21 protein-coding genes are annotated in these 24,392 nt (G+C 67.3%); 10 read left to right on the top strand and 11 right to left on the bottom strand.

Annotated features, from left to right (window positions below):
* The first annotated feature begins 120 nt into the window (after nucleotides 1-120).
* The 4 genes from NJF35_RS06065 to NJF35_RS06050 all read left to right on the top strand — a co-directional run bounded on the left by NJF35_RS06065 (nucleotide 121) and on the right by NJF35_RS06050 (nucleotide 4,601).
* Nucleotides 121-1,320, top strand: a complete 1,200-nt coding sequence (locus NJF35_RS06065; protein WP_253090828.1) for a benzoate/H(+) symporter BenE family transporter — start codon at nucleotides 121-123, stop codon at nucleotides 1,318-1,320.
* A 75-nt stretch (nucleotides 1,321-1,395) separates the two neighbouring features.
* Nucleotides 1,396-2,646 (top strand): OprD family porin, encoded by a 1,251-nt coding sequence (locus NJF35_RS06060; protein WP_225787903.1) that lies wholly within the window; start codon nucleotides 1,396-1,398, stop codon nucleotides 2,644-2,646.
* A gap of 165 nt (nucleotides 2,647-2,811) precedes the next feature.
* Complete coding sequence (locus NJF35_RS06055) at nucleotides 2,812-3,894, top strand: metal-dependent hydrolase (RefSeq protein WP_225787902.1); 1,083 nt, start codon at nucleotides 2,812-2,814, stop codon at nucleotides 3,892-3,894.
* The gene (locus NJF35_RS06050; RefSeq protein ID WP_253090827.1) at nucleotides 3,894-4,601 is read left to right on the top strand and encodes a TraX family protein; all 708 of its coding nucleotides are present in this window, start codon (nucleotides 3,894-3,896) and stop codon (nucleotides 4,599-4,601) included. The genes NJF35_RS06055 and NJF35_RS06050 overlap by 1 nt, the downstream gene beginning before the upstream one ends.
* A 53-nt stretch (nucleotides 4,602-4,654) precedes the next feature.
* Here NJF35_RS06050 and NJF35_RS06045 read toward each other — a convergent pair whose 3' ends face one another.
* The 3 genes from NJF35_RS06045 to NJF35_RS06035 all read right to left on the bottom strand — a co-directional run bounded on the left by NJF35_RS06045 (nucleotide 4,655) and on the right by NJF35_RS06035 (nucleotide 8,789).
* Entirely contained in the window at nucleotides 4,655-5,665 is a 1,011-nt protein-coding gene (locus NJF35_RS06045) for an aldo/keto reductase (protein WP_225787900.1), read from the bottom strand.
* Nucleotides 5,666-5,758: 93 nt separating this feature from the next.
* The gene (locus NJF35_RS06040; RefSeq protein ID WP_253090826.1) at nucleotides 5,759-7,291 is read right to left on the bottom strand and encodes an FAD-dependent oxidoreductase; all 1,533 of its coding nucleotides are present in this window, start codon (nucleotides 7,289-7,291) and stop codon (nucleotides 5,759-5,761) included.
* 169 nt (nucleotides 7,292-7,460) lie between these two features.
* Nucleotides 7,461-8,789, bottom strand: a complete 1,329-nt coding sequence (locus NJF35_RS06035; protein ID WP_225787898.1) for an MFS transporter — start codon at nucleotides 8,787-8,789, stop codon at nucleotides 7,461-7,463.
* A 158-nt stretch (nucleotides 8,790-8,947) separates the two neighbouring features.
* Between NJF35_RS06035 and NJF35_RS06030 the strand changes: the two genes are divergently transcribed.
* A complete protein-coding gene (locus NJF35_RS06030) occupies nucleotides 8,948-10,045 on the top strand; it encodes a sugar diacid recognition domain-containing protein (RefSeq protein WP_253090825.1) in 1,098 nt (365 codons plus the stop codon).
* 168 nt (nucleotides 10,046-10,213) lie between these two features.
* Nucleotides 10,214-11,356 (top strand): glycerate kinase, encoded by a 1,143-nt coding sequence (locus NJF35_RS06025; RefSeq protein WP_253090824.1) that lies wholly within the window; start codon nucleotides 10,214-10,216, stop codon nucleotides 11,354-11,356.
* 105 nt (nucleotides 11,357-11,461) lie between these two features.
* On the opposite strand, the gene NJF35_RS06020 is transcribed toward NJF35_RS06025, so the two are convergent.
* The 5 genes from NJF35_RS06020 to NJF35_RS06000 all read right to left on the bottom strand — a co-directional run bounded on the left by NJF35_RS06020 (nucleotide 11,462) and on the right by NJF35_RS06000 (nucleotide 17,034).
* Nucleotides 11,462-12,670, bottom strand: a complete 1,209-nt coding sequence (locus NJF35_RS06020; protein WP_225787895.1) for an MFS transporter — start codon at nucleotides 12,668-12,670, stop codon at nucleotides 11,462-11,464.
* A 69-nt stretch (nucleotides 12,671-12,739) separates the two neighbouring features.
* Nucleotides 12,740-13,786, bottom strand: coding sequence for a heme-dependent oxidative N-demethylase family protein (locus NJF35_RS06015; RefSeq protein WP_225787894.1), 1,047 nt, complete (start codon nucleotides 13,784-13,786; stop codon nucleotides 12,740-12,742).
* A gap of 17 nt (nucleotides 13,787-13,803) precedes the next feature.
* Nucleotides 13,804-14,772 (bottom strand): PDR/VanB family oxidoreductase, encoded by a 969-nt coding sequence (locus tag NJF35_RS06010; RefSeq protein ID WP_253090823.1) that lies wholly within the window; start codon nucleotides 14,770-14,772, stop codon nucleotides 13,804-13,806.
* Nucleotides 14,769-15,374 (bottom strand): dimethylamine monooxygenase subunit DmmA family protein, encoded by a 606-nt coding sequence (locus NJF35_RS06005; protein ID WP_225787892.1) that lies wholly within the window; start codon nucleotides 15,372-15,374, stop codon nucleotides 14,769-14,771. Before NJF35_RS06005 ends, NJF35_RS06010 begins: the two co-directional genes overlap by 4 nt.
* Before the next feature lie 235 nt (nucleotides 15,375-15,609).
* Nucleotides 15,610-17,034 carry a gamma-aminobutyraldehyde dehydrogenase gene (locus NJF35_RS06000; RefSeq protein ID WP_253090822.1) on the bottom strand — a complete coding sequence of 475 codons (1,425 nt, stop codon included), beginning with the start codon at nucleotides 17,032-17,034 and terminating at the stop codon, nucleotides 15,610-15,612.
* A gap of 262 nt (nucleotides 17,035-17,296) precedes the next feature.
* On the opposite strand from NJF35_RS06000, the gene NJF35_RS05995 reads away from it, so the two are divergent.
* Nucleotides 17,297-18,049, top strand: coding sequence for a FadR/GntR family transcriptional regulator (locus NJF35_RS05995; RefSeq protein WP_253080152.1), 753 nt, complete (start codon nucleotides 17,297-17,299; stop codon nucleotides 18,047-18,049).
* A gap of 109 nt (nucleotides 18,050-18,158) precedes the next feature.
* On the top strand, nucleotides 18,159-18,908 hold the full coding sequence (locus NJF35_RS05990; RefSeq protein ID WP_225787889.1) for a cache domain-containing protein: 750 nt from the start codon (nucleotides 18,159-18,161) through the stop codon (nucleotides 18,906-18,908).
* A 145-nt stretch (nucleotides 18,909-19,053) separates the two neighbouring features.
* Here NJF35_RS05990 and NJF35_RS05985 read toward each other — a convergent pair whose 3' ends face one another.
* Together NJF35_RS05985 and NJF35_RS05980 are read right to left on the bottom strand one after the other, a co-directional pair.
* Nucleotides 19,054-21,798 carry a cation-transporting P-type ATPase gene (locus tag NJF35_RS05985; protein WP_225787888.1) on the bottom strand — a complete coding sequence of 915 codons (2,745 nt, stop codon included), beginning with the start codon at nucleotides 21,796-21,798 and terminating at the stop codon, nucleotides 19,054-19,056.
* A 60-nt stretch (nucleotides 21,799-21,858) separates the two neighbouring features.
* Nucleotides 21,859-22,734 carry a universal stress protein gene (locus tag NJF35_RS05980; RefSeq protein ID WP_225787887.1) on the bottom strand — a complete coding sequence of 292 codons (876 nt, stop codon included), beginning with the start codon at nucleotides 22,732-22,734 and terminating at the stop codon, nucleotides 21,859-21,861.
* A gap of 217 nt (nucleotides 22,735-22,951) precedes the next feature.
* Between NJF35_RS05980 and NJF35_RS05975 the strand changes: the two genes are divergently transcribed.
* Both NJF35_RS05975 and NJF35_RS05970 read left to right on the top strand, forming a co-directional pair.
* Entirely contained in the window at nucleotides 22,952-23,794 is an 843-nt protein-coding gene (locus NJF35_RS05975) for a DNA-binding protein (RefSeq protein WP_253090821.1), read from the top strand.
* Between the two features lie 87 nt (nucleotides 23,795-23,881).
* The gene (locus NJF35_RS05970) at nucleotides 23,882-24,061 is read left to right on the top strand and encodes a DUF6021 family protein (protein WP_253090820.1); all 180 of its coding nucleotides are present in this window, start codon (nucleotides 23,882-23,884) and stop codon (nucleotides 24,059-24,061) included.
* 39 nt (nucleotides 24,062-24,100) lie between these two features.
* Here NJF35_RS05970 and NJF35_RS05965 read toward each other — a convergent pair whose 3' ends face one another.
* Nucleotides 24,101-24,352, bottom strand: coding sequence for a hypothetical protein (locus NJF35_RS05965; RefSeq protein WP_253090819.1), 252 nt, complete (start codon nucleotides 24,350-24,352; stop codon nucleotides 24,101-24,103).
* Between the last annotated feature and the right edge of the window lie 40 nt (nucleotides 24,353-24,392).

Below are 24,392 nucleotides of genomic sequence, written 5' to 3'. Positions count from 1 at the left end.
CTCGGGCCCTGTGGGAGCGGGCTTGCCGCGAATCGAGGGCCAAGCCCTCGCCATGCCGGCCCCCCTGACAACAAGCGCCCGCCACCCAAGGCCGGGCCCCGATGTCTCACGCGAGGTCCCATGAAAGACCTGTTCAAGGACTGCTCCCTGTCCGCCATCGTCGCCGGCATGATCGCCACGATGATCTCCTACGCCGGCCCCCTGGTGATCATTTTCCACGCTGCCGAGGCCGCGGGCCTGTCCCAGGGGCTGCTGTCGTCCTGGGTGTGGGCGGTGTCGATGGGCAGCGCCGTGCTCGGCGCACTGCTCAGCCTGCGCTACCGGGTGCCGGTGGTGATCGCCTGGTCGATCCCCGGCTCCGCGCTGCTGGTCACGGCCTTGCCCCAGCTTGGCCTGGAGCAGGCCATCGGCGCTTATCTGGCGGCCAACCTGGTGCTGCTGCTGATCGGCATCAGCGGCGCCTTCGACCGCATCATCGCCCGCCTGCCGGGCTCCATTGCCGCCGGCATGCAGGCCGGCATCCTGTTCAGCTTCGGCAGTGAGGTGTTCCGGGCCTTGCCGGCACAGCCGGCGCTGGTGCTGGCGATGTTCGTCACCTACGTGCTGATGCGCAGGCTCCGGCCGCGCTACGCGGTGGCCACTGTGCTGCTGGTCGGTGCGGCGGTCACCCTGGCCAGCGGGCAACTGCGCAGCGAAGCCCTGGTGCTGGAATTGGCCTCGCCGCAATTCATCGCCCCGCAGTTCAGCCTGTCGGCGCTGTTCAGCCTGGGTCTGCCCCTGGTGCTGGTCGCCCTGACCGGGCAGTTCATGCCGGGCATGGCGGTGCTGCGCAACGCCGGCTACCAGACCTCGGCCAGCCCGCTGATCAGCGCCAGCGCCGTGGGCGGCGCCTTGCTCGCGCCGTTCGGCTGCCATGGGCTGAACCTCGCGGCGGTCACCGCCAGCCTGTGCACCGGCCGCGAGGCCCACGAGGACCCGCGGCGGCGCTATGTCGCGGCCGTCGCCGGCAGTGTGCTGTACCTGTTGCTGGGCATTGCCGGGGCCACCTTGATGTCGTTGTTCGCCGCATTCCCCGCCGCCTTGGTCGCCGCCCTGGCCGGCCTTGCCTTGTACGGCGCCATCAGCGAGGCCCTGGCCCGCAGCCTGGCCGAACCGCAAGAGCGCGATGCGGGCCTGTTCACCTTCCTGGTGACGGCCTCGGGCGTCTCCTTCCTTGGCCTGTCGGCAGCATTCTGGGGCTTGCTGTTCGGCCTGGCGGCCCATGCGCTGCTGCGCCTGTGCCGCCCCCAACCCCAGGCGGCCTTGCGCCGTAGCCCTTAGGAAGAACCCACCAACCGCCACCTTCGCGTTCCCAGCACCTTACTCACAATAACAAGATCCAAAGAGAGCTTCGGAATGAACCACACCCCTTGCGTCGCCCTGGGCGTCACCTTGCTCAGCCAACCCCTGCTGGCCGCCGAAGGCGGCTTCTTCGAGGATGCCAAGGCCAGCCTGAGCGCCCGTAACTACTACTTCAGCCGTGACTACTCCGACATCGTCGGGGCCAATCCGCAGTCGAAGACCGAGGAGTGGGCCCAGGGCTTGATCCTCGACTTCAAGTCCGGCTACACCCCGGGCACCCTGGGCGTCGGCGTGGATGCCCTGGGCCTTTTGGGCATCAAGCTCGACAGCAGCCCCGACCGGGCCAACAGCGGCCTGTTGCCGGTGCATGGCGATGGCCGCGCCGCCGACGAGTACAGCCGCCTGGCACCGACCTTCAAGGCGCGGCTGTCGAAGACCGAACTGCGCATCGGCGAGCTGCAGCCCAACCTGCCGGTGCTGACCTTCAGCGACATCCGCCTGCTGCCGCCGACCTACCAGGGGGCGAGCATCCGTTCCACCGAGCTGGACGGCCTGACCGTGCAGGCTGGCCACCTGAAGTCCTCGCACCTGCGCAACGAGGGGGGCGACGGCAAGATGAGCGCCATGCTCGGCCATGTCCCCATGCGCCAGGCCGAGAGCGACGCCTTCAACTATGCGGGCGGCGACTATGCCTTCAATGGCGAGCGGAGCAGCGTCAGCCTGTGGTACGGGCAATTGGAGGATATCTACCGGCAGGGCTTCGTCGGCTTCAAGCACAGCGAGCCTGTGGGGGATTGGCTGCTCAGCGCCAATCTGGGGTACTTCACCGCGCGCGAAGAGGGCGATGCCCTGCTGGGCGACATCGACAACCAGGCGTTCTTCTCGCTGTTCACGGCCAAGCACGGCGGGCACAGCTTCCATGTCGGCTACCAGGGCATGTATGGCGACAGCCCGTTCCCGCGAGTGTTCGCCAACATCACGCCGCTGGGCAACGAGGTGCCGACCTATGAATTCGCCTATACCGACGAACGCTCGTACCAGGTGCGCTATGACTACAACTTCGCAGCCCTGGGTATCCCCGGGCTGACCGCGACCGTGCGCTACATCACCGGCGACAATGTCGACACCGGGCTGGGCTACGAAGGCAAGGACCGGGAGCGGGACATCGACATCGGCTATGCGGTACAGGATGGGATGTTCAAGGGGCTCGGCATTCGGGTGAGAAATGCCATGGCGCGGTCGAACTACCGCACCGACATCGACGAGAACCGCTTGATCCTGGTCTATACCTGGCAGCTGTTCTGAGGGGGCGGCGCAGCTTCAAGCTTCAAGCTACAAGCGGCAAGAAAAGCGGGATCTGCGCGGGCCAGCTTTTTTCTTGCAGCTTGAAGCTTGCCAGGCGATTGGATTTGCACTGCCCACCGCGATGCAGGTAGGTTCCCGAAAACATCTGCTTCAGGGACCTGAACCGTGGACTCACTGACTCAAGCCGTACTCGGCGCCGCCCTGCAGGGCTCGGTCCTGGGCCGTATCCAGGGCCGCCGTTCGCTGCTCTACGGCGCTGCCCTGGGCACGTTGCCCGACCTCGACGTAGTGATCCGCTATGCCGACCCCGTGTCGCAGATGACCTACCACCGGGGTTTCTCCCATTCGGTCTTCGTCCTCACCGCCCTGGCCCTGTTGCTGGCCTGGCTGGTCGAGCGGATCGGGCGCAGGCGCTGGCCGCACAAGGGCTACACCTTGCCCAGGCTGTTCCTGGCGTTCTGGCTGGTGCTGGTCACCCACCCGATCCTCGACGCCTTCACCGTCTACGGCACCCAGTTGTTCTGGCCGCTGCACTCGATCCCCGAGAGCTGGGCCGCGGTGTTCATCATCGACCCGCTGTACACCGTGCCGCTGCTGGCCGCCGTCGCCTATGCCGGCATCAGGGGCATGGCGGGGAGGGCGATCCCGCTGCTGACGGCGGCCTTGCTGTTCAGTACCGCCTACCTGGGCTTCGGCCTGGCCGGGCGCATGGCCGCCGAGCAACGCTTCGAACTCGCGCTCGAACAGCGTGGGATCGCCATCACCGAGCTGCGCGCCGTGCCCATCGCCTTCAACAGCCTGGTCTGGCGGGTGCTGGCCAAGACCCCGGACGGCGACTACTACGAAGGCGTGAGCAGCTGGTTCGACCGCGAGCCGCCGGAAATGCAGCGCCAGCCGCTCAACCTGGCGCTGGCCAAGGCGCTGCAGGGTGAGCCCCTGCACGAGCGCCTGCGCTGGTTCACCGGCGACTGGCTGCGCTACGACGTGGTCGGCGACGCCCTGGTGGTGAGCGACCTGCGCATGGGCATCCCCGGCAACTACACCTTCCGCTTCGACATGGCCCACCGCGATGGGCAAGGGCGCTGGGCAGCCGTCACGCCGTCGCTGTGGCTCGGCGCCGGGGCCGGCTCGATGCTCAATGCCCACGACCTGGCGCTGATCTGGCGACGCATCCTCGAGCAGCAACCGCCGCTGCCCCTGGCCGCCTGGAGCGACAAATACCTGGGGCAGGGGGCGGACGCCCATTGATGCGCTCGGCAGGGCTGGACCTGGTCAAGTGGACGGCGATCCTGACCATGGTCGCCGACCACCTGCGCTTTCTCTGGCCGGCCGCCGAGGGCCTGTTCGTCCTCGGGCGGCTGGCCTTTCCGCTGTTCTGCCTGGCCATCGCCGTCAATGTCGGGCGCAGTCACAGCGGGGCCTTGTTCACCCGTGGCAATGCTCGTTACCTGGGCTGGCTGCTGGTGTTCGCGGTGCTCTGCGAAGGCCCCTACCGTTGGCTGGACAACGGCTCGCAGACCTTCAGCGTAATCCCCACCCTGGCACTGGGCCTGCTGGTCGCCTGGGGCGTGCACCATCCCCAGGCGTTGGCGCGCCTGGGCGGGATCGCCGCGGCGTTGGTCGCCGCCCTGGCCAGCGAGCGCCTGATGTACGGTGTGCCCGGTGTGCTGTTGCCGGCCGCCTGCCTGATCGCGCGTAGCCGGGGTGGGGCGAGCTGGCTATTGCCCTGCCTGCTGGCCATGGCTGGCAACCTGACCAACAGCTGGTTGCGCGACCACCTCCTGCACCCCACGACCTTGCTGGTCTTGGCCATCGCCGCCGTGGCGCTCCCGCTGGGGGGCTGGCTACTGCGCCGTGACGACTGGCGTATCGTGCCGGTGGGGCGCTGGGGCTATGCCTTCTACCCGCTGCACCTGCTGGCGATCAAAGGCTTGCAGGGGCTGATCCAGGCATAAACGCTTGCAATCGGTCGATGCCAGGTTGGGGCCGCTTCGCGGCCCCGAGCGACTCACTGGCGCGGCAGTCGCCCTGTCACGAAATGCGCCACGTCGTTGAAACCTGGCGTGGAGGCATGCCCCGGCGTCACCAGCGAATCGATGAAGGCCTCGTCCTCGGCGGTGATCGCCACGTCCAGCGCGCCTGCGTAGGTGTTCCATTGCGCTTCGGTACGCGGCCCGACGATGGCCGAGCTGACCAGTTGGTTGTTCAGCACCCAGGCGATGGCGAACTCGACGATGCCAACCCCCTTGGCCTGGGTGTAGGCCTGGATCTTCTGGGCGATGGCCAGCGATTCCTGGCGCCACTCCACCTCCATGATGCGCTTGTCCTGGCGGCCGGCGCGGCTGCTGGCGTCCGGCACCGCCCCGGGGGCGTACTTGCCGCTGAGCACGCCGCGGGCCAACGGGCTGAACGGCACCACGCCGAGGCCGTGGTATGCGGCTGCGGTCAACTGTTCTGGTTCTGCCTGGCGGTTGACGATGTTGTACAGCGGCTGGCTCACCACCGGCTTGGCCACGCCCAGGCGCTCGGCCAGGTTGCACAGTTCGGCGATGCGCCAGCCCCGGAAGTTGGACACGCCCCAATAGCGGATCTTGCCTTGCTGCAGCAAGTCGCCCATGGCCCGCACGGTTTCCTCCAGCGGCACCTTGTGGTCTTCGCGGTGCAGGTAGTAGATGTCCAGGTAGTCCAGGCCCATGCGTGTCAACGACGCCTCGATGGCGTTGAACAGGTGCTTGCGCGAAAGGCCGCTGCGGTTGGGTATCCCTTCCACCGGGCCATAGCCGGCCTTGGACGCCACGATCCAGTCCTGGCGGTGACGGGCCACCGCCTCGCCGACGATCTCCTCGGAGCGGCCACCGTTGTATACGTCGGCGGTGTCGATGAAGTTGATGCCCTGGTCCCAGGCCTTGTCGATGATGCGCAGGGCGTCCTCGGTGCTGGTCTGCTCGCCGAACATCATGCTGCCGAGGGTGAGGGCCGAGACCTGGAGGCCACTTTGGCCGAGGGGGCGGTAGATCATGGAGAGGGTCCTTTTCTTGCCGTGAGGGATCTGGACTGTTTTACACAGGTCCCCCACGGTTTGAAAGGGCGTGTGACGGTGAGCCAGGCGGCCTCAGTCCGGCCAGGTATCGATCAACTCCCGCGCCTCCCGGCTGCTCAACGGGCTTTTCATCCGCTGCGACAGCACCGCCATGGCCCGCGAGTGGCCCTTGGCGATCACCGCCTCGACCTGGTCGTCGAGGCACTGCAGGGCGATGAAGTCGCCTTTCTCCGGTTCGCCCACGTACTCGATGCGGTTCCAGCCCTGGCCATGCCCGAGCACCTCATAGGTGCGCCCGTGCTGGTAGGTCCAGAAGAAGGGCACATCGTCGTAGCGGCGCTGTTCGCCGAGCATGTTGGCGGCGGCGATCACGCCTTGCTGCTGGGCCAGGCGCCAGTGCTCGATGCGCACTGGATGGCCGGCGAGGGGGAAGGTGGCGATGTCGCCGGCAGCCCACAGGCCTTCGGCTGCGTGCATCTGGGCGTCGACCTGCAAGGACTGGTCCTCGGCCAGGCGCAGGCCCTGGACGAACGATGTGGCGGGCCGCACGCCGGTGCCGAGCAATACCAGCGATGTTTCCAGGCGCTCGCCGTTGGCCAGTTGCACGGCTTCGATCTTGTCCTGGCCTTCGAAGCGTTCCACCTCGGTGGGGCCATGGAACACCACGCCCTTGCGCTCGTGCAGTTCCCGCAGGGTGCGGCCGATGCGTTCGCCGAGCTGCCGGGCCAAGGGGATCTCGTGACGGGTCACCACATGCACCTGCAGGCCGTACTTGCGCAGCGCCGAGGCGGCCTCCAGGCCGATGAAACCATCGCCGACGATCACCACCGGCTGGCCCGGCTCGGCGGCATCGAGCAGGTGCGCGGCGTCTTCTCGGGAACGCAGTACGTAGATGCCGGGCAATTGTACGCCGGGCAGGTCGGGGCGCCGGGGCTTGCCGCCGGTGGCCAGCAGGGCGGCGTCGTAGGCCAGGCGCTGGCCGTCGGCCAGGATGACCTCGCGCTTCTCGGTGTCCAGCACGCGCACCTTGCCATGCAGGCGTTGTAGCTGGCCGCGGTGCAGGTCGTCGGGCTCCAGTAGCGCGGGCACCTCATCGGCTGGCATCTGCCCGGCGATGACGAACTTGCTCAGGGCGGTGCGGTCGTAGGCCGGCCGTTGCTCCTGGTCGACCCACACCAGGCGGCCGCCGAAACCGTGGTCCAGCAGGGTGGCCACCGCCGCCGAGCCTGCGGCGCCGGCGCCGATCACCACGAAGCAGCGGGCATCGCTGTGGCGGGGTGGTTCGCTCGCGGGGCAGGGCTGGTCGTCGACCCAGACCTCGCCGTCCTTCACTTGGGTCGGGTAGCGGCGCAGGCCCGTCAGGGCCGGCGGCTCGCAGACCGCGCCCTCGTCGAGGCCGAAGGCGGCCTTGTGCCAGGGGCAGACCAGCAGGCCGCCGCATACGGCGCCTTCTTCCAGGGGCGCGCCAGCGTGGGGGCAGTTGGCCTGGTAGGCGTGCACCAGGTCACCCCGGCGGACCAGGATGACTTCCTCGCTGCCGGCCTGGACGCGCAGGGGGTGGTGTTCGTCGAGTTGTTCGAGGCGTGCCACGGCGTGCTGGGTCATGGGAGCTCTCCATAGGACCGTTCAGCTTCATTTGACGCCTTTGGCGGTGCAGCGATGCAATGATCTGACGATCGGAGGCGAGCCCTCGGTCAAGCGGTAGCTCTGGTGCTTGGGGCCGCGAAGCGGCCCCAAATGGCGGCTGCAAGTCTTGGCAGTCCCTCCTCGCGGATCAACTGGCCCGCGCGGCCGCCAGCGCTCCAGCCCGGGATACCCGCAGAGCGACCAGGCTGCCGAGCACGATCAGCGCCGCCAGCGAATACAGCGCGGCATCGGTCGAACCGGTCTGGTCCTTGATGAAGCCGACCAGGTACGGGCTGAGGAAACCGGCCATCTGCCCGACCGAGTTGATGATCGCCAGGCCCGCCACGGCGGCGCTGGCGCTGAGCAGGGCGGTGGGCATCGGCCAGAACATCGGCAGGCCGGTGAGGGCGCCCATGGTGGCGATCGACAGGCCGAGCAGGGCGATGGTCGGGTTCTGCGCGAAGTTCACCGCGATCAGCAGGCCGACGGCGCCCATCAGCATCGGCACGACGAGGTGCCAGCGCCGCTCGTTGCGCAGGTCCGCCGAGCGCCCGACGACGATCATGAACACCCCGGCCAGCAGGTACGGGATGGCGCTCAGCCAGCCGATCAGCAAGGGATTGTCGAAGCCCAGGTTCTTGATGATCGACGGCAGCCAGAAGTTGATGGCGTACACGCCGCTCTGGATGCAGAAGTAGACGAAGCCGAAGGTCCAGATCAGCGGGTTGGTCAGTACGGCCAGCACGCTGTCGCTGTGGGTGGTGGGCTTGGTGGCGGCGTCGGCCTTGAGGTCGGCCTCGATCACCTGGCGCTCGGCGGGGCTCAGCCAGGCGGCCTTCTGGTAGCCGTCGCTGAGCAGCAGCACCGCGAGGATGCCCAGGGCGACGGTGGGCAGGCCCTGGATCAGGAACATCCACTGCCAGCCGGCCAGGCCATGCTGGCCGGCGGCGAAGTGCTCGAGGATCCAGCCGGAGAACGGCCCGCCGAGCAGGCCCGAGACCGGGATCGCCGACATGAACAAGGCCATGATCCGGCCACGGCGGTCCGCCGGGAACCAGCGCGAGAGGTACAGCACCACGCCGGGGAAGAAGCCGGCTTCCGCCGCGCCGGTGAGCAGGCGCAGCACATAGAACTCCATGGGTGTGGTGACGAACAGCAGGCAGGTCGACAGGCTGCCCCAGGCGATCATCATCACCGCGATCCAGCGGCGCGGGCCGAAGCGGTTGAGTGCCAGGTTGCTGGGCAGGCCGCACAGCACGTAGCCGATGAAGAAGATACCGGCGCCAAGGCCGTAGACGGTTTCGCTGAACTGCAGGGCGTCGAGCATCTGCAGCTTGGCGAAGCCGACGTTGACGCGGTCCAGGTAGTTGAACAGGTAGCAGATGAAGATGAACGGGATCAGCCGCAGGGTGATGCGCCGGTACAGCGCGTCGCGGCTGAGGTCTTTGCCTTGGTCAGGGGCAGGGCTGTGTGCCATGATCGGAATCTCTTTGTTATGGTTGTCGCCGTGCCGTGTGCGGCGCCGGCCCTGACGAGTCTCGGCGAGCGCGGCACGGCTGTCTTTGTGCTTTTGCACAGCCGTGGGCACGGGCTGCTGTGCCGCGGACCAAAGCCTACCACCGCAAGGACCCTGGAATGTTCGAACTGGACCACGACCTGGCGCAGGACATCGTCGATCGGGCGATGGCCATCCTGCCGTGCAATGTCAACGTCATGGACAGCCAGGGCTTGATCCTGGGCAGCGGCGAGCCGGAGCGCATCAATACCCGCCACGAGGGCGCGCAACTGGTGCTGGCCAACGGCCGGATCGTCGAGCTGGACGCCGAGGCGGCCAAGTGCCTCAAGGGCGTGCAGCCGGGCGTCAACCTGCCGCTGATGCTCGATGACCGGCTGATCGGCGTGCTGGGCCTGACGGGCGACCCGCAGCAATTGCGCACCTATGGCGAACTGGTGCGCATGACCGCCGAGATGCTTCTGGCCCAGCGTCACCTGCAGGTGGAACAGCAGTGGCGGCGCCAGCGCTGCGACGACCTGCTGGCCCTGCTGCTCGGCGGCAGCGGCGACTCCCCGCGCTTGCTCGACGAAGCCCGGCAATTGGGCCTCAAGCCGCAGTTGGCGCGGGTGCCATGCCTGTTCGAACTCGACGCCGGGTCGTCGGCCGAGGCGCTGTCCGGCTGGTTGATGAGCCGCTACCCCGACAGCTGGTGCGTGAGCCCTGCGCGGCAGTCGCTGTTGTGGTGCCGCCCGGCGGCCGTGGCGCTGGACGAGCCGCGCCTGCTGGAGCGCCTGCAGCGCCATGGCTGGCAGGTGCAGCGCCTGGCCTTGGGCAACCCGGCGCAGAGCCTTGAGCAGTTGCGCCGGGGGTACCGGCGGGTACGCGACCTGCTGGCCTACGGCCGCGAGGTGGTGCCGGGCGAACGCCTGCTGAGCCTTGCCCGCTACCGATTGCCGACATTGCTCTGGCGACATCGCAACGACGATGCCCTGGATGAATTGCTCGAGCCGCTGCAGCGCATCCGCGCCAAGGATGCCAGCGGGCAACTGCTGGCTACCCTGCGTGCCTGGTGCGCCCATGATGGGCAGAGCCAGGCGTGCGCCGATGCCCTGGGGATCCACCGCAACAGCCTGAGGTATCGGCTGGAGCGGATCGCCGAAGTGGCGGAGGTGGACCCTTTGCGGCTGGAAGGTTTGCTGAGCCTTTACCTGGGGTTGCAGTTGCTGCCGGCGCAGTGAGGTGTTGGCAGGGTTGGCCCATGCCATGCGCGCTGAACCGCCGCGAAGCGGCCTGCGCGGTGCAAAGGCATTTGCCCAAACAATGCCGTCGCGTCTTTGTGCATCCGACCGAGGCCGCATCGCCGCGCAGCTGTCAGCATGCGGGTCATCTGGATCAGGAGAATCCCCATGAAAGTCGTCATCGCCCCCGATTCGTTCAAGGACAGCCTCGATGCCGCCGGTGTCGCCCGGGCCATCGGCAAAGGCCTGGCCGAGGTCTGGCCGGGTGCGCAACTGGTCGAATGCCCGATGGCCGACGGCGGCGAGGGCACCATGGAGGCGATCCTGGCCGCCAGCCATGGCCAGTTGCGCCACCAGGTGGTACGCGGGCCGTTGGGGCAGGCCGTGGATGCCGGCTGGGGCTGGCTGCCTGAGAGCCGCACGGCGATCATCGAGATGGCCCAGGCCAGCGGCCTGCAACGGGTTCCGCTCGGCCAGCGCGATGCCTGCCGCAGCAGCACCTGGGGCACCGGCGAGCTGGTCGCCGCCGCCTTGGCGGCCGGCGCGCAGCGCATCGTCCTGGCCATCGGCGGCAGTGCTACCAACGATGGCGGTGCCGGCATGCTGCGCGCCCTGGGCTTGCGCCTGCTGGACGTCGACGGGCAGCCGCTGGAGGAGGGTGGCCTGGCCCTGGAAAGGCTGGCGCGCCTCGACGCCAGCGGCCTCGACCCTCGCCTGGCCGAGGTGCAGGTGGAGGTGGCGGCCGATGTCGACAACCCCTTGTGCGGCCCCCATGGCGCTTCGGCGGTGTTCGGCCCGCAGAAGGGGGCCAGCCCCGCGCAGGTGCAGGCCCTGGACCGGGCCTTGGGCCATTTCGCCGACCATTGCGCCCGCCTGCTGGGCGAAGACGTGCGCGATTTCCCTGGTTGTGGCGCGGCGGGCGGCATGGGCTTCGCCGCCAAGGCGTTCATGGGCGCGCGCTTTCGCCCTGGGGTCGAGGTGGTGGCCGAGCTGGTGGGCCTCGATGCCCTGGTGCGGGACGCCGACCTGGTGATCACCGGCGAAGGGCGTTTCGATGCCCAGACCCTGCGCGGCAAGACGCCCATGGGTGTGGCGCGGGTCGCCAAGTGTCATGGCGTGCCGGTGGTGGTGCTCGCCGGTACGCTTGGGGCGGGTTACCAGCAGCTCTATGACCACGGTGTCGATGCCGCCTTCGCGTTGGCCAGCGGGCCGATGAGCCTGGAGCAGGCCTGTGCCGAAGCCGGGGATTTGCTCGAGGCACGCGCCCGGGATATCGCCCGACTGTGGCAGGTGGCTGGGCGGGGGCGTTGAGTTGGTTGCTGGGTTCGGTCCGCGGCGAATAGACCGGTCCTGACACCACCGGTGTTCTGTCAGATCAATGGCCCTTATCCGAGGACAAGGGCCGATGCCCGCTGGCTAGAGCGCCGCGACTGGCGTGTAGGCCGTATGCTCGCGGCGAATGCTGGCCAACGGCACGGTCACCAGCAGCAAGGTCAGCACCACGGTGACGCCAATCCCCCAGGCCGCCAGGGTGAAACCACCCAGGGAAATCAGCCCGCCGGAAATCGCCGGCCCCACCGCCAGCCCCAGGCTCAGGAAGCTGCTGGCCGCCGCCACGACGCGGCCTTCGCGGTCCAGCGCCGCCGCCAGGCCGGTGAGGTAGCTCAGGGCGTAGAAGTAGGTGACGCAGATGGTCATCACGCCCGCCGTGTACAGGGCCTTGGAGTGCTCGCCCAGCACGTAGCTCAGGCTGGTGCCGCCGGTCAGGAGGATGGCCAGGATCACCGGGGTGCTCATGCCGAAGCGCTTGCCGACCATCGCCGCGATCAGCGGGCCGATCAGGCCGACCACGGACTGGACCGACAGCAACACGCCCAGTTCGTCGCCACTGTAGCCGACCAGGGTGCCGATACGCTCGACGAAGGCCCAGCCCATGGTGTCGCGGGCCTGGAACACGAACATCGCCAGCATCATGCAGATCGCCGGCAGGCTCAGCAGGATGTTGCCCGAACCTTTGCTCGCCCCAGGGGCCGCCGGCGCGGGGGCGACGGTCGCTGCACGCTGCTCCATCGCCGCAATGGCCGGGAGCATCACCGCCATGGTCGCGGCCATCGCGTAGTACAGCCCCGAGAGGCCGAACAGCGCCATGACCTTGGCATAACCCAGCATCACCACGATCATCAGCAGCACCGACAGCACGTTCATGTGCCCGGCGATGCGGTCCGGATGCCGCGCGCTGGACACCGCGGCGTTGCCGCAGGCCAGGGCCAGGCCCGCGCCGAGGCCAGCGATGCAGCGTACCGCGGCCAGGGCCTGGATGCTCTCGATGTGGGCGCTGACCAGGTTGGCGGCGATGGCCAGCAAGGTCCCGAGCAGGGCCAGGGTGCGCCGTGGCGCACGCCCCATGAAGGGCGCGACCAGCAGCGAGGCGAGCATGGTGAAGCCGAACTCCGCGGACATCAACAGCCCGGCCTGGGCCTCGTTGAGCTGCAGGTCGTTGATGATGGCGCTGATCAGGAAGGGCAAGGCCCACAGGCCGAGCAGGCCGACACCATAGGCCGAACCTGCGGCGGAGAACACCAGGCTCCAGCTCTCGGGCAAGACATTGCGTATTGTTGTTTTCATGGGTGAACCCTGGGAGGCAAGCACATCAAGGAAGGAAGCGCGCCGGTAGCGGCGCGCTGTGGGGTGGAACTACTGCAGGTTCTCGTCGACCGGAGTGCCGTCATCGTATTGCGACAGCCAGGCGACCATGGCGTCGCGGTAGCGGGTGAAACCCTTGTAGTCGACCAGCTCCTGGTCCAGGTCGCGGATCACCCGGTGCATGCGCTTGGCCCACTGCGGGGCGAACTCGGCCAGTTGCTTGAGGCTGACCAGGTAGGTCCGCACCGGGAACAGCACCGCATTGCTGCGCGGCAGGCGGTGCAGGGGCTGCAGCTCGATGCGCAGGTTGACCAGTTCGCCGGCGTTCTCCGGGGTGACGATGGTGCGGTCGGGCGCCCAGTTCGGCAGGGTCTCGGCGGAGGTTTCCAGGCGCGGGTTGACGGTGATCGACCAGTTGGTGCGGCGCACCGGGTGCCCCGGACGCAGGCGCAGCAGGAACTTCAGGGCGCGCTGCAGGATACCCATCTCGTGCAGCTTGGGTACCGGGCCGTGGAACTCCATGAAGCTCATGCCGAGGTTGAAGCGCAGCGAGTAATCCGCACGCTGGGTGGCCATGCCGGCGCCCATCACCAGGGTCTCGTCACGCTCTTCGAGCAGGATGAACTCGCCTTGGGCCTGGCGGGTGATGTACTCCATCGGCTCCATCGGCAAGGTGCTGGCATCGCCGAAGGTGAAGGTGTCGTCGATCTGCAGCGGGCGGTTGATCCAGCGCCACTGGCTGCCTTTCTTCTCCAGGGTGAAATGCTCGGGGAAGTCGCGGGAGTAGGACTCCATCAGCAATTCCAGCAGGTCCCACTGGGCTTCCATCATGTGCGGCAGGGCGGCGTAGTGCACGCCCGGCTGGCTGTCGAGGGTCTGCGCACGGTGGTGGCACTCGGAGATGTAGTGCTCGTCGATGTCGAACTGGGCGCGCAGGGCACCGTTGCCGAAGGGCACATGGGGTTCGACGTTCATCGAGTACATGTACTGGTCTTCCGGGTACGGGAAGGGCAGGCGCAGCACCGCCTCGCGGCTGTTGCTGTAGGTGTGCTCGCCGCCGGCGTCGGCGTAGGTTTCGATTGGCTTGAATACGGTCATCTTGTTGTTTTCCTGTCTCAGAGGTCTACGACCAGGCGGCTGCAGTTGGCACGTGATACGCAAGGCATGAATTTGCGCTTGCTCAGCTTGTCTTGCTCGCTGAGCCAGTCATCGCGATGGTCGAGTTCGCCATCGACTTCCAGTACTTCGGCCTCGCAATAGCCACAGGCGCCGCCCCGGCACAGGTAGGGCAGCTTGTAGCCGGCTTGTTCGGCGGCTTCGAGCAGTGACTGTTCGGCGGGTACCTCGATGGTCACGCCCTGGCGCGCCAGGGTGACGCTGAACGGTTGGCCGCTGGAGCCTTGCTCGACGAAGCGTTCGTAGTGGATGTGGCTGTCGGTCCAGCCCAGGGCGCGGGCGCTGTCGAGGGTGTCGTCGATCATGCTGTCCGGGCCGCAGACATAGACATGGCTGCCCAACGGCCGGGCCTGGAGGATGCGGCGGATGTCCATGCGCGCGTCCTGGCCTTGCACGTAGAGGTGCACCCGCTCGCCGTACCGGGCTTGCAGCTCCAGGCCCAGGGCGGTGTGCTCGGGGCCGCGCACGGCCAGGTGCAGCTCGAAGGTGGACTGCTTGGACTGCAGCTCTTCGAGTTGCGAATACACCGGTGTGATGCCCACGCCACCGGCGATGAACAGGTGCTGGCGGGCATGTTTGGCCAGCGGGAACAGGTTGGCCGGCTGCAGGATCTGCAACAGGTCGCCTTCGCTGACCTTGTCGTGCAGGTGGCGCGAGCCGCCACGGCCGTCGCTGACTCGGCGCACGGCGATCTGGTAGGCGCTGGAGTCATAGGGCGAGCTCATCAGCGAGTAGGCGTTGCGGTGGGTCTTGTCGCCATCCTCGAGGACCACCACCACATGGCTGCCGCCAGAGAAGGCAGGCAGATGCTTGCCGTCCGGAGAGGTCAGGGTGAAACGCTTGATCTCTGGCGTCACCTGCTCGATCCGGGCAACACGCACGCTCAGGGTGCCGTTATGGGTATTCATGTGTCGAGCTCCTCGGCAGGTGGCAGTTCGCCTGGGACTTCGCCATCGGCCTTGATGCCCTGGAAGGCGGCCAGGCGGCGGGAATAGTGGTCGCGCACCACCAGGTTGAGCTGGCAACCGGGGCAGGTGAACACGCGCTGGGTGACGTTCTCGGTGTAGGTGTCGCAATGGGCGCACCACACGCGGCGTACCAGGGTACCGCTGTGTTCGCGAAGCACTTCGTCGCGATTCAGGTCGACGGCATTGGCCGCTTGCATGGCGGTACCGATGAAGCTTTCCGAGCCACTGAGGTACAGGCGCGTGCCCATGTAGGCGTCGCTGAGCCTGTCGCGTAGGGCCTCGATCAAGGCCTGGTTGCTGCTGAACGCTTCGAGTTCGCCCACCTGCGCCGCTTGCAAGGCCTGCAGGTGGTTGTGCCCAGAGAAGGACTCGGTGGAGTAGAGCAGGGTGCTGTCGCGGCGTTGCGCAGGCGACATGTCCGCGATCAGGCGCAGCATGGCCGCGCCGCCGCTGCCTTGGCCCGCGATCAAGTGGCGCAGGCCACCTGCCATGGGGTGCAGCCGGTCGTAGACCGGACGGCTCTTGATGCCAGTGATAAGCATGGTGACACACCTCGTAAGCCATTACCCCGGCTGTGCCGGAAAGTAACGATGACGGCTGGTTTCGGGCTCAGGCAGGAGAGAAAGCAGAACTCATGCCATATTACCTATTGTTTTATATGTTTTATGTCGAAGGCCCATGCTGGGCGTTTTTCATCAGGTTGCTACTCGGGAAGGCATCGCTGGCGATGCCTCGTCAGGGCGCGTGGCGCACTTTTCGGGTGCGCCGCGCAGGTGCTCAGTGCTTGAACATGACGTGGCGCACGCAGGTGTAGTCTTCCAGGCCGTACATGGACATGTCCTTGCCGTAGCCCGACTGCTTCATGCCGCCGTGGGGCATTTCGCTGACCAGCATGAAGTGCGTGTTGACCCAGGTGCAGCCGTACTGCAGGCGCGCGGCCAGGCGGCTGGCGCGGCCGAGGTCGCGGGTCCACACCGAAGAGGCCAGGCCGTAGTCGGAGTCGTTGGCATAGGCCAGCGCCTGCGCTTCGTCGCTGAAGGGGGTGATGCTGACCACTGGGCCGAAGACTTCGCGCTGGACGATCTCGTCGTCCTGGCGGGCGTCGGCCAGCACCGTCGGCTCGAAGAAGAAGCCCGGCCCGTCGACACGCTTGCCACCGGTGACCACGCGGATGTGTGGCTGGGCCTTGGCGCGCTCGACGAAGCCTTCGACGCGCTCCAGGTGGTCGCGGGTGATCAATGGCCCCAGTTCGGTCTGTGGGTCGTCCTGCAGGCCCATGCGCAAGCTCGCCACCGCTTCGCCAAGCTTGCTGACGAAGCGGTCGTAGACGCCTTGCTGGACGTACAGTCGGCAGGCGGCGGTGCAGTCCTGGCCGGCGTTGTAGAAGCCGAAGGCGCGGATGCCCTCGACGGTTGCGTCGATGTCGGCGTCATCGAAGATCAACACCGGGGCCTTGCCGCCCAGCTCCATGTGGGTGCGCTTCACGCTGCTGGCGGTGCTGGAGATGATGCGTGCGCCGGTGGCGACGGAGCCGGTGAGGGACACCAGGCGAACCTTGGGATGGTTGACCAGCGGCTCGCCCACGCTCGGACCGCGGCCGAAGAGAATGTTGACGACGCCGGCGGGGAACAGCTCGGCCATGATCCGGGCCAGCGCCAGGGCGGTGAGCGGGGTCTGCTCGGAGGGCTTGAGCACCACGCAGTTGCCGGCAGCCAGGGCAGGGGCGAGCTTCCAGGCGACCATCATCAGCGGGTAGTTCCACGGCGCGATGGAGGCGACCACGCCGAGGGGGTCACGGCGGATCATCGAGGTATGCCCGGGCAGGTATTCGCCAGCGGCGGACCCCGACAGGCAGCGGCTGGCGCCGGCGAAGAAGCGGAAAACGTCGGCGATGGCCGGGATCTCGTCGTTCAGGGCGGCCTGGTAGGGCTTGCCGCAGTTCTGCGACTCCAGGCGGGCCAGCAGCTCGGCCTCGGCCTCGATACGCTCGGCCAGCTTGAGCAGCAGCAGCGCGCGTTCCTTGGGCGGGGTCTGCGACCAGCTGTCGAACGCCTGGTCGGCCGCCTGCACGGCAGCATCGACCTGGGCGCCGCTGGCCTCGGGGATGGTCACCAGCACCGTGCCCTCGGCGGGGTTGTACACGGGATAGGGGCTGCCTTGCCCATCGACCAACTGGCCGTTGATCAGGAGTTTGGTTTGCATGGCGTATTCCTTGGTCGGTCTTGTTGGTGGAAATCGCTGGACGCAGGCACAGCAGAAGCCACGGTGGCCTGTCGACGCTGTAAACATATGAAACCATATCTTAAATTTAGAGAGTTGCCAACAGTACCCTGAAACGCCTTGTCGAGAGGTAGAATGGGCGATCAATCGGTATCGGAGGCCTTGCGCTTGGTTATAAGATACGGAACTGAACCTTTTGGCCGAGGCTCGCGCCACGCCAGGCAATGCTCGATAGGGAGAGGCAATGACTGCCCTGAATACTGCTCGTAATACCGCATTCATCCGGTTGCGCCAGGAAGGGCGTACCGATGAAGTGGCGCGCAAGTTGATGGAAGCCATCGAGCTCGGGTTGTTTGCCGAAGGGCAGCAACTGCCCAGCGAATCGGAATTGGCCCTGCAGCTCGGGGTCGCCACCGTCACGCTGCGCGAGGCCTTGGTGGTGCTGCGCCAGCGGGGGCTGATCGAAACGCGCCGCGGCCGCAACGGCGGCAGTTTCGTCTGCGCGCCGGTGGAGCTGCCCGAGGCGCTGCTGTTGCAGCGCCTGCGCGACATGAGCGGCCCGGACCTGCGTGACCTGGGCGACGAACAGACCGCCATCTCGGGCACCGCTGCGCGCCTTGCGGCCAAGCGCAGTTCGCCCGAGCAGCACGCGCGCATCGCCCAGCACATCGACATGCTCAGCCAGGCCGGCTCGCGGTTGGCACGCCATCGGGCCGATGCACGCTTCCACATCGAGGTGGCCGCCGCCGCCCAGTCGCTGCGCCTGACCAACGCCGAGATGCGCCTGCAGTCGGAGGTGGGCGAGCTGCTGTGGATGGAGGCGGCCGGCGGTGGCGATGTGACGGTGGTGGAGCAGGAGCACCGGGCGATCCTGCAGGCGCTGGTGGCGGGCGATGCGGTGTTGGCCGGGGCACTGGCCGAGGCGCATGTGAGCCGCGGCATCAAGCGCCTGATCAGCCTGCGCCTGGAGTTGCTGGCCGAGGCGCACGGGGGCTGAACGCCGCCGACCGGAAGCAGCGCGCCAGGCCTGGCGTGGTAATTGCGTCACAATGCCTTGACCCGAGGCGACCCATAACAAGAAAGCCGAACCTGCGTGAGGTAATACCATGTTTGCCCTGAGCGACAACGACCCCCTGGCCGCCTGCGCCCAGCAGTTGGACAGCACGCTGGAGACCATCTTCAGCCAGGTCCGCCAGTTGGTGGAGGAAACCCGCGAGCTCTGGGAGCGTGTCCTGGCCGAGGGGCGCCAGCCCGCCGCCAGGGACCTGGCCTCCCTGCGGCCGGCGATCGACCAGCAGTTGCTGGTCACCGGTGCCTTTGGCTGTGGCGGCGGGATCATCGTGGAACCCAATTGCCTGGCCGACCGGGAGATGCACCTGGAGTGGTGGTACCTGGCCGATGCCGGCAAGACCCTCCCGCTGCGGCCCAACTTCGACCGGCGCCGGGAAAACTACTATGACTACACCGCGATGCCCTGGTACAGCCGGCCGCGCGACACCGGCAAGAGCGTGGTGGAGGGGCCCTACGTGGACCTCTACGGCACCAACATGTACGTGCTGACGTTCACCATGCCGATTCTGGTGCAGGGCCGCTTCATCGGCGTGGCCGGGCTGGACCTGTCGCTGCACAACGTCGAGCGCCTGCTGGTGCGCAGCCTGATGCGCCTGGAACACGAGGCCGTGCTGATTTCCGCCGATGGCCGGGTGATTGCGTCCAACACCGCCAACTGGATGGTCGGCGACCTGGCCCTGACGCTGTTGAACACCATGCCCCTGGACGGGATTCGCCTGGCGTTGGCGGAATCCGAGGCGGGGTGGTCGCTGGTCCGGTTGCCGGCGTTGCGCAAGGTGGTGTGAGCATCGAGTGGTTTTGTCGCCCCCCCCCCCAGCGGGAGATCACCCAGTCTTAGGTTGACGCGGAGCCCTGTGGGGGACGGCTTGCCGGCGATGGGGCGCGAAGCGGCCCCAAATGTCGGCTAAACAGCTTTAACTGACTGTACCCCTAGCGCCCCGGCGGATCGTACGCCGCCATGGCCAGCCTCGCCGCCAGGCGGGTGCGGCGGATCATGGACTTCTCGAGCTCCACGACGAGGTACACGAGCAACCCGGCGCCCACGACTTTCCCCCATTCCAGCAGCGTCAGGTCGGTAGAACCGAAGATCTCGTGCATGACCGGCGCATGGGTGAAGAACAGCTGCAACGGCACGCAGGCTGCGATGGCCAGCAGCAGGTAAGGGTTGCCGAGCAGGCCTTCGCGGTTGGTGACCGGCGCGATCAGGGCACGGGTATTGACCAGGTAGAACATTTCCGCGACGACCACGGCATTGACCGCCATGGTGCGGGCGGTCTCGACGCTGGCGCCTTCGCTCATCTGCCAGAGGAAAAGCCCCATCGCCCCGCACATCATCAGCACCGAGACCATCAGGATCCGCCACACGAAGAACCCCGACAGCAAAGGCTCCCTGGGCGCGCGCGGCGGGCGGGTCATGATGTCCCGCTCGGCCGGCTCGAAGGCCAGGGCCAGCCCCAGCGTGCTGGAGGTGACCATGTTGATCCACAGCACCTGCGCGGGCGTCAGCGGCAGGGCGAGTTCGAACAGGATGGCGGCGATCACCACCAGCGCTTCGCCGCCATTGGTGGGCAGCATGAACAGGATGAATTTCTTCAGGTTGTCGTAGACTGCCCGGCCCTCGCGCACGGCCGTGGCGAGGGTGGCGAAGTTGTCGTCGGCCAGCACCATGTCGGCGGCCTCCTTGGCCGCCTCGGAGCCCTTCAGGCCCATGGCGATGCCGACATCCGCGCGCTTGAGCGCAGGCGCATCGTTCACCCCGTCGCCGGTCATGGCGACGATCTGACCGTTGTCCTGCAGCGCGTTCACCAGGCGCAGCTTGTGCTCGGGGCTGGCGCGCGCGAACACGTCCACCTCCGTCACGACCTGGCGCAAGGTTTCGTCGCTCATCATCGCCACTTCGGCGCCGGTGAGGGTGGGCTTGCCGACGCCGATGGCCAGCTGGGCACCGATGGCTCGGGCGGTTTCGGCATGATCGCCGGTGATCATCTTCACCCGGATACCGGCGTGGTGGCATTCGCCGACTGCCCTGATCGCCTCCTCGCGCGGTGGGTCGACGATCCCGACCAGGGCCAGCAACGTGTACCCCGAGGCCATGTCCTGGTGGCCTAGGCTGCCCTCCTGCGGCGCCGAGCGTTTGCAGGCCAGGGCCAGCAGACGCAGGCCCTGGGCCGCCGTGTCGGTGGTCATGCGCCGCCAGTAGTCGACATCCAGCGGGTGCTCGCCATCGTGGTCGCGTTGCCGGTGACACATCTCGAGGATGCGCTCCGGGGCGCCCTTGACGAAGATCCAGGAGTGGCCCTCGCCGTCGAGGTGGTGGGTGGCCATGAAGCGGTGCTGCGATTCGAAGGGAATGGAATCCAGGCGGGTCCAGGCCGAGGGCTCGAAACCGGTCTTGCCGCCGAGCACCAGCAGGGCGCCTTCGGTGGGGTCGCCCTCGACCCGCCAGCAGTCGTCTTCATTGCGCAGGTGGGCGTCGTTGCACAGCACCCCGGCGCGGATCGCCAGGCCCAGGGCCGGGTAATCGCCAGGATCGACGATGCGCCCATCGATGCTGCAATCGCCGACCGGGGCATAGCCCACGCCGCCGACATCGAACACGTGGCCGGCGCACACGACGCGCTGCACGGTCATCTCGTTGCGGGTCAGCGTGCCGGTCTTGTCGGAACAGATCACGGTCACCGAGCCCAGGGTTTCCACGGCCGGCAGGTGGCGGATGATCGCCTTGCGCCGGGCCATGCGCTGTACCCCGAGGGCGAGCGTCACGGTCATGATCGCCGGCAGGCCCTCGGGGATCGCCGAAGCCGCCAGCGCCACGACCATCATGAACATTTCCGCCGGTGGATGGCCGCGCCATAGCGTGCCGATGACGAAGGTCGCGGCGGAGATGGCCAGGATGGTCACGGCCAGCACGCGCCCGAAGCGATCGACCTTGCGTAGCAGCGGGGTGGCCAGGCCGCGGATGTCGGCGAGCATCTGGTTGATCCGGCCCAGCTCCGTCGCCGCGCCGGTGCCGACGACGATCCCCCTGGCCTGGCCGTACACCACCACGGTGCCCGAATAGGCCATGCCGTGGCGGTCGCCCAGTGGCGCGTCGGCCTGGGCCACCTCGGTGTCCTTCTCCACCGGCAGGGACTCGCCCGTCAGCGCGGCTTCCTCGACGCGCAGTTCCTTGACCGCCACCAGGCGCAGGTCGGCGGGCACCCGGTCGCCGGAGGCCAGTACGACCAGGTCGCCCGGCACCAGCTCGGCGGCATCGATCTCTTGGGGGATGCCGTTGCGAATCACCATCGCATGCGGCGCGAGCATCGCCCTGATCGCCTGCAGGGCGCTTTCCGCCTTGCCTTCCTGAATGAAGCCGATGATGGCGTTGATCACTACCGCGGCGAGCAGGACGCAGGTATCGACCCAGTGCTCGAGCAAGGCGGTGATCACCGCCGCAGCGATCATGACGTACAGCAAAACATTGTGGAATTGCGCCAGCAAGCGCAGCAACGGCCCCCGGCGCTTGGGTGGCAGCAGCCGGTTGGGCCCGTACAGCTCCAGGCGCCTGGCGACCTCGACGTCCTGCAAGCCCTCCGGCCCGGTGCGCAGCATCTGCTCGACCTCCGCGACCGAGAGTGCCTGCCAGGCAGGGGTAGCGTGGGCTGCGCAGGGATCGGAGGAGGGAAGATTCATAGGCTCGGGCCTTCTATGGGCTTCGGTAGCGGTGGCGGCATCCTGCCGCCAGGGCATGGCTTACAGGGTCACCAGCACATCGCACTGGGACGCGTTCAGGACATGCTTGGTGATGCTCCCGACCAAGAGTTCTTCCAGGGCGCTCTCGCCTTGCTTGCCCATCACGATGAGGTCGCAGTCCAGCTCCTGTTCCTGTTCGACGATACGCCAGGCCGGGTCGCCGTGCACGGCGACCTGGCGCGCCATGGGCAGGCCCGAGGCTTCGGCCAGGGCGGCGAGCTGTTCCTGGGCGTCCTTCCTGATCACGTTGCGGTAGTGGCTGAGGGTGTCGTTGTCGAGGTTGGCGAAGCGCATGCTGCCTTCGAACGGGGCCTCGTACACGTGCAGGAGGATGATCTCGGCCTGCGGGGCAATGGCCTTGGCCAGGGCGATCGAGCGCCGGGACGAAGGCGAGAAATCGACCGGCACCAGCAGGGTGCGGTAGTCGCGGCGCGGCAGTTGCTTGACCACCAGCATGGGGCAGGGCATGTGGCTGAGCAGCCGCTGTGCGGTCGAGCCCAGGAGCAGGCGGCGGGCCGTGCTCTCGCCTTTCGCTCCGCAGACCAGCAGGCTCGCCTGCTTTTCCTGCACGGCACGAATGATCTGGGGGACGACCGGGCCAGACATGACATGCGTGCCAGCGGCGACTTCATGCTGCTGGAACAGCCGCTCGCCCAGTTCGTGGAGCTTTTCCCTGCCGCTCTGGAGCACTTGCTCCAGCAGGTCGTCCTCTGGCGCGACCATCTGCCGGAGGCGCTCGAAGGGTGCGGGGTTCGCCACGAACAGCAGGTCCAGTGGGGCGTCCAGTGCCTTGCTCAGCAGTGCGGCGCGTTCTGCGCCATGGCGGGCAGGTGCGGACAGGTCGGTGGCGACCAGGATGTGGCTCAGCGACGACATAGCGATCTCCTTTGGCAGTGCGGGGCACCCGCCCGACCATCGTCTCGCGAACCCTGTCCGGCGTATTGACCTGTATCAAGAGACGCCCCCGTGGACGCGACCTTGTGTCGCGGTTGAATGGTCGCTCGTAGAAGGGCTTGAAAGGTGCTCCGACAATCCGCAGAATTCGATACGTAATTACATGGTACATACCACGGTACGAATCACAGGAGCGAACATGGCCCGGGGCGGGATCGACAAGGCAGCGGTACAGCAGGCACGGGAGGCGCTGCTGGCCCGGGGTGAGCACCCGAGCATCGATGCGGTGCGTGTCGAGCTGGGCAATACCGGCTCGAAGACCACCATCCACCGCTACCTCAAGGAGCTGGACAGCCAGTCGCCATCGGCCCCGCTGGGCATGGCGGGCCTGAACGAGCAACTGGGGCGCCTGGTCGAGCAACTGGCCGAACAACTGCATGAACAAGCGCAGGCGCGCATCCACGAGGCCGAGGCGGCGTTCGCCGAACAACGGCAGCAGCTCGAGGCACAGTTGCAGCTTGCCCAGCAGGCATTGGTGGCGGCGCACCAGCAGCAGCGGGTCCAGGCCAGTGCGCTGGCGGCCGAGTCCGAGAAGCTGGCGGCCACCCAGAGCACTCTGCAGCGCGAGCAATTGCGCAGCGCCAGCCTCAACCAGTCGCTGGGCGAGCTGCAGGTGCGCCTGGCCGACAAGGACGAGCAAGTTCGCTCGCTGGAAGAAAAGCACCGCCATGCCCGCGACGCCCAGGAGCAGTTGCAGCAGGGCATGCTCGCCAGGCAGGCCGAGCTGACCCAACTGCATCGCGACAATGAACGCCTGTTGGCCCAGACTCGCCAGCAGGCCACGCAGCACACGCAGTTGGAGGAACAATTGGAGCAGCGCGACGCCCAGGTCCAGGGCTTGCGAGCGATCCTGGCCCAGGTCCAGGGCGCCAGCGAGCAGATGCGCCGGCAGTTGGAGCAGTTGCAAGGCATGCTGGATACCCGCACGGCGGCATTGGCAGCCTGCCAGGCGCGTCTTGACGCATTGCCAGGGGCGGGTTGATGCCGTCGGGCGTGGGGGCGGGCAGATGAATCAAACTTTGCACGGCCCAGGGGCTCTTCCGTAGACATTTCGCCGGGAGACGACGCCATGACCACGCCAGGGCAAGACCGCAAGCCACAGCAGCCCGCCAAGGGGCCGCATTCCTCCGAACATGCCACCCAGCCGCAGGACCTGGGCTTCGATCCGGACTCCCCGGACCTGGAAGACCCGCAGGTCGATCCGCAGGGGCCAGCCAAGCCGCCTCGGGATCATGAGAAGCGGGAATGACGGCGGGCCTTGTTCACACAGGGGGCGCTTCGCGCCCCGTCACCCCTCGATCTTCTTCGCCGCGTCGACCCCCGCCGACGACAGCTTGATCGGGTAGTTGACGCTGATCTGGTGCCCAGCATCGACGCTGACGCTGCCGTCCTGGATCAGCCCCTGCTCCTGCAGGGTCTTGAGCATGCCGGCCACGGCCTTCTCGCCACGGTAGTTGTCCAGCAATTCATTGCCCAGCCCCTGGGGATGGGCATGGAACAGGCGGGTGAGAACCTCCGCTCGCAATGCATCGTTACTCATTTCTGGCCTCGCGCTATCGGTTGCCGCGACGTCGGTGTCG

It is taken from the genome of Pseudomonas guariconensis (assembly GCF_024127895.1).
Lineage (GTDB): Bacteria > Pseudomonadota > Gammaproteobacteria > Pseudomonadales > Pseudomonadaceae > Aquipseudomonas > Aquipseudomonas guariconensis_B.
The sequence above is the reverse complement of the archived record's forward strand: the minus strand, read 5'-3'. Positions and strand labels throughout refer to the sequence as shown.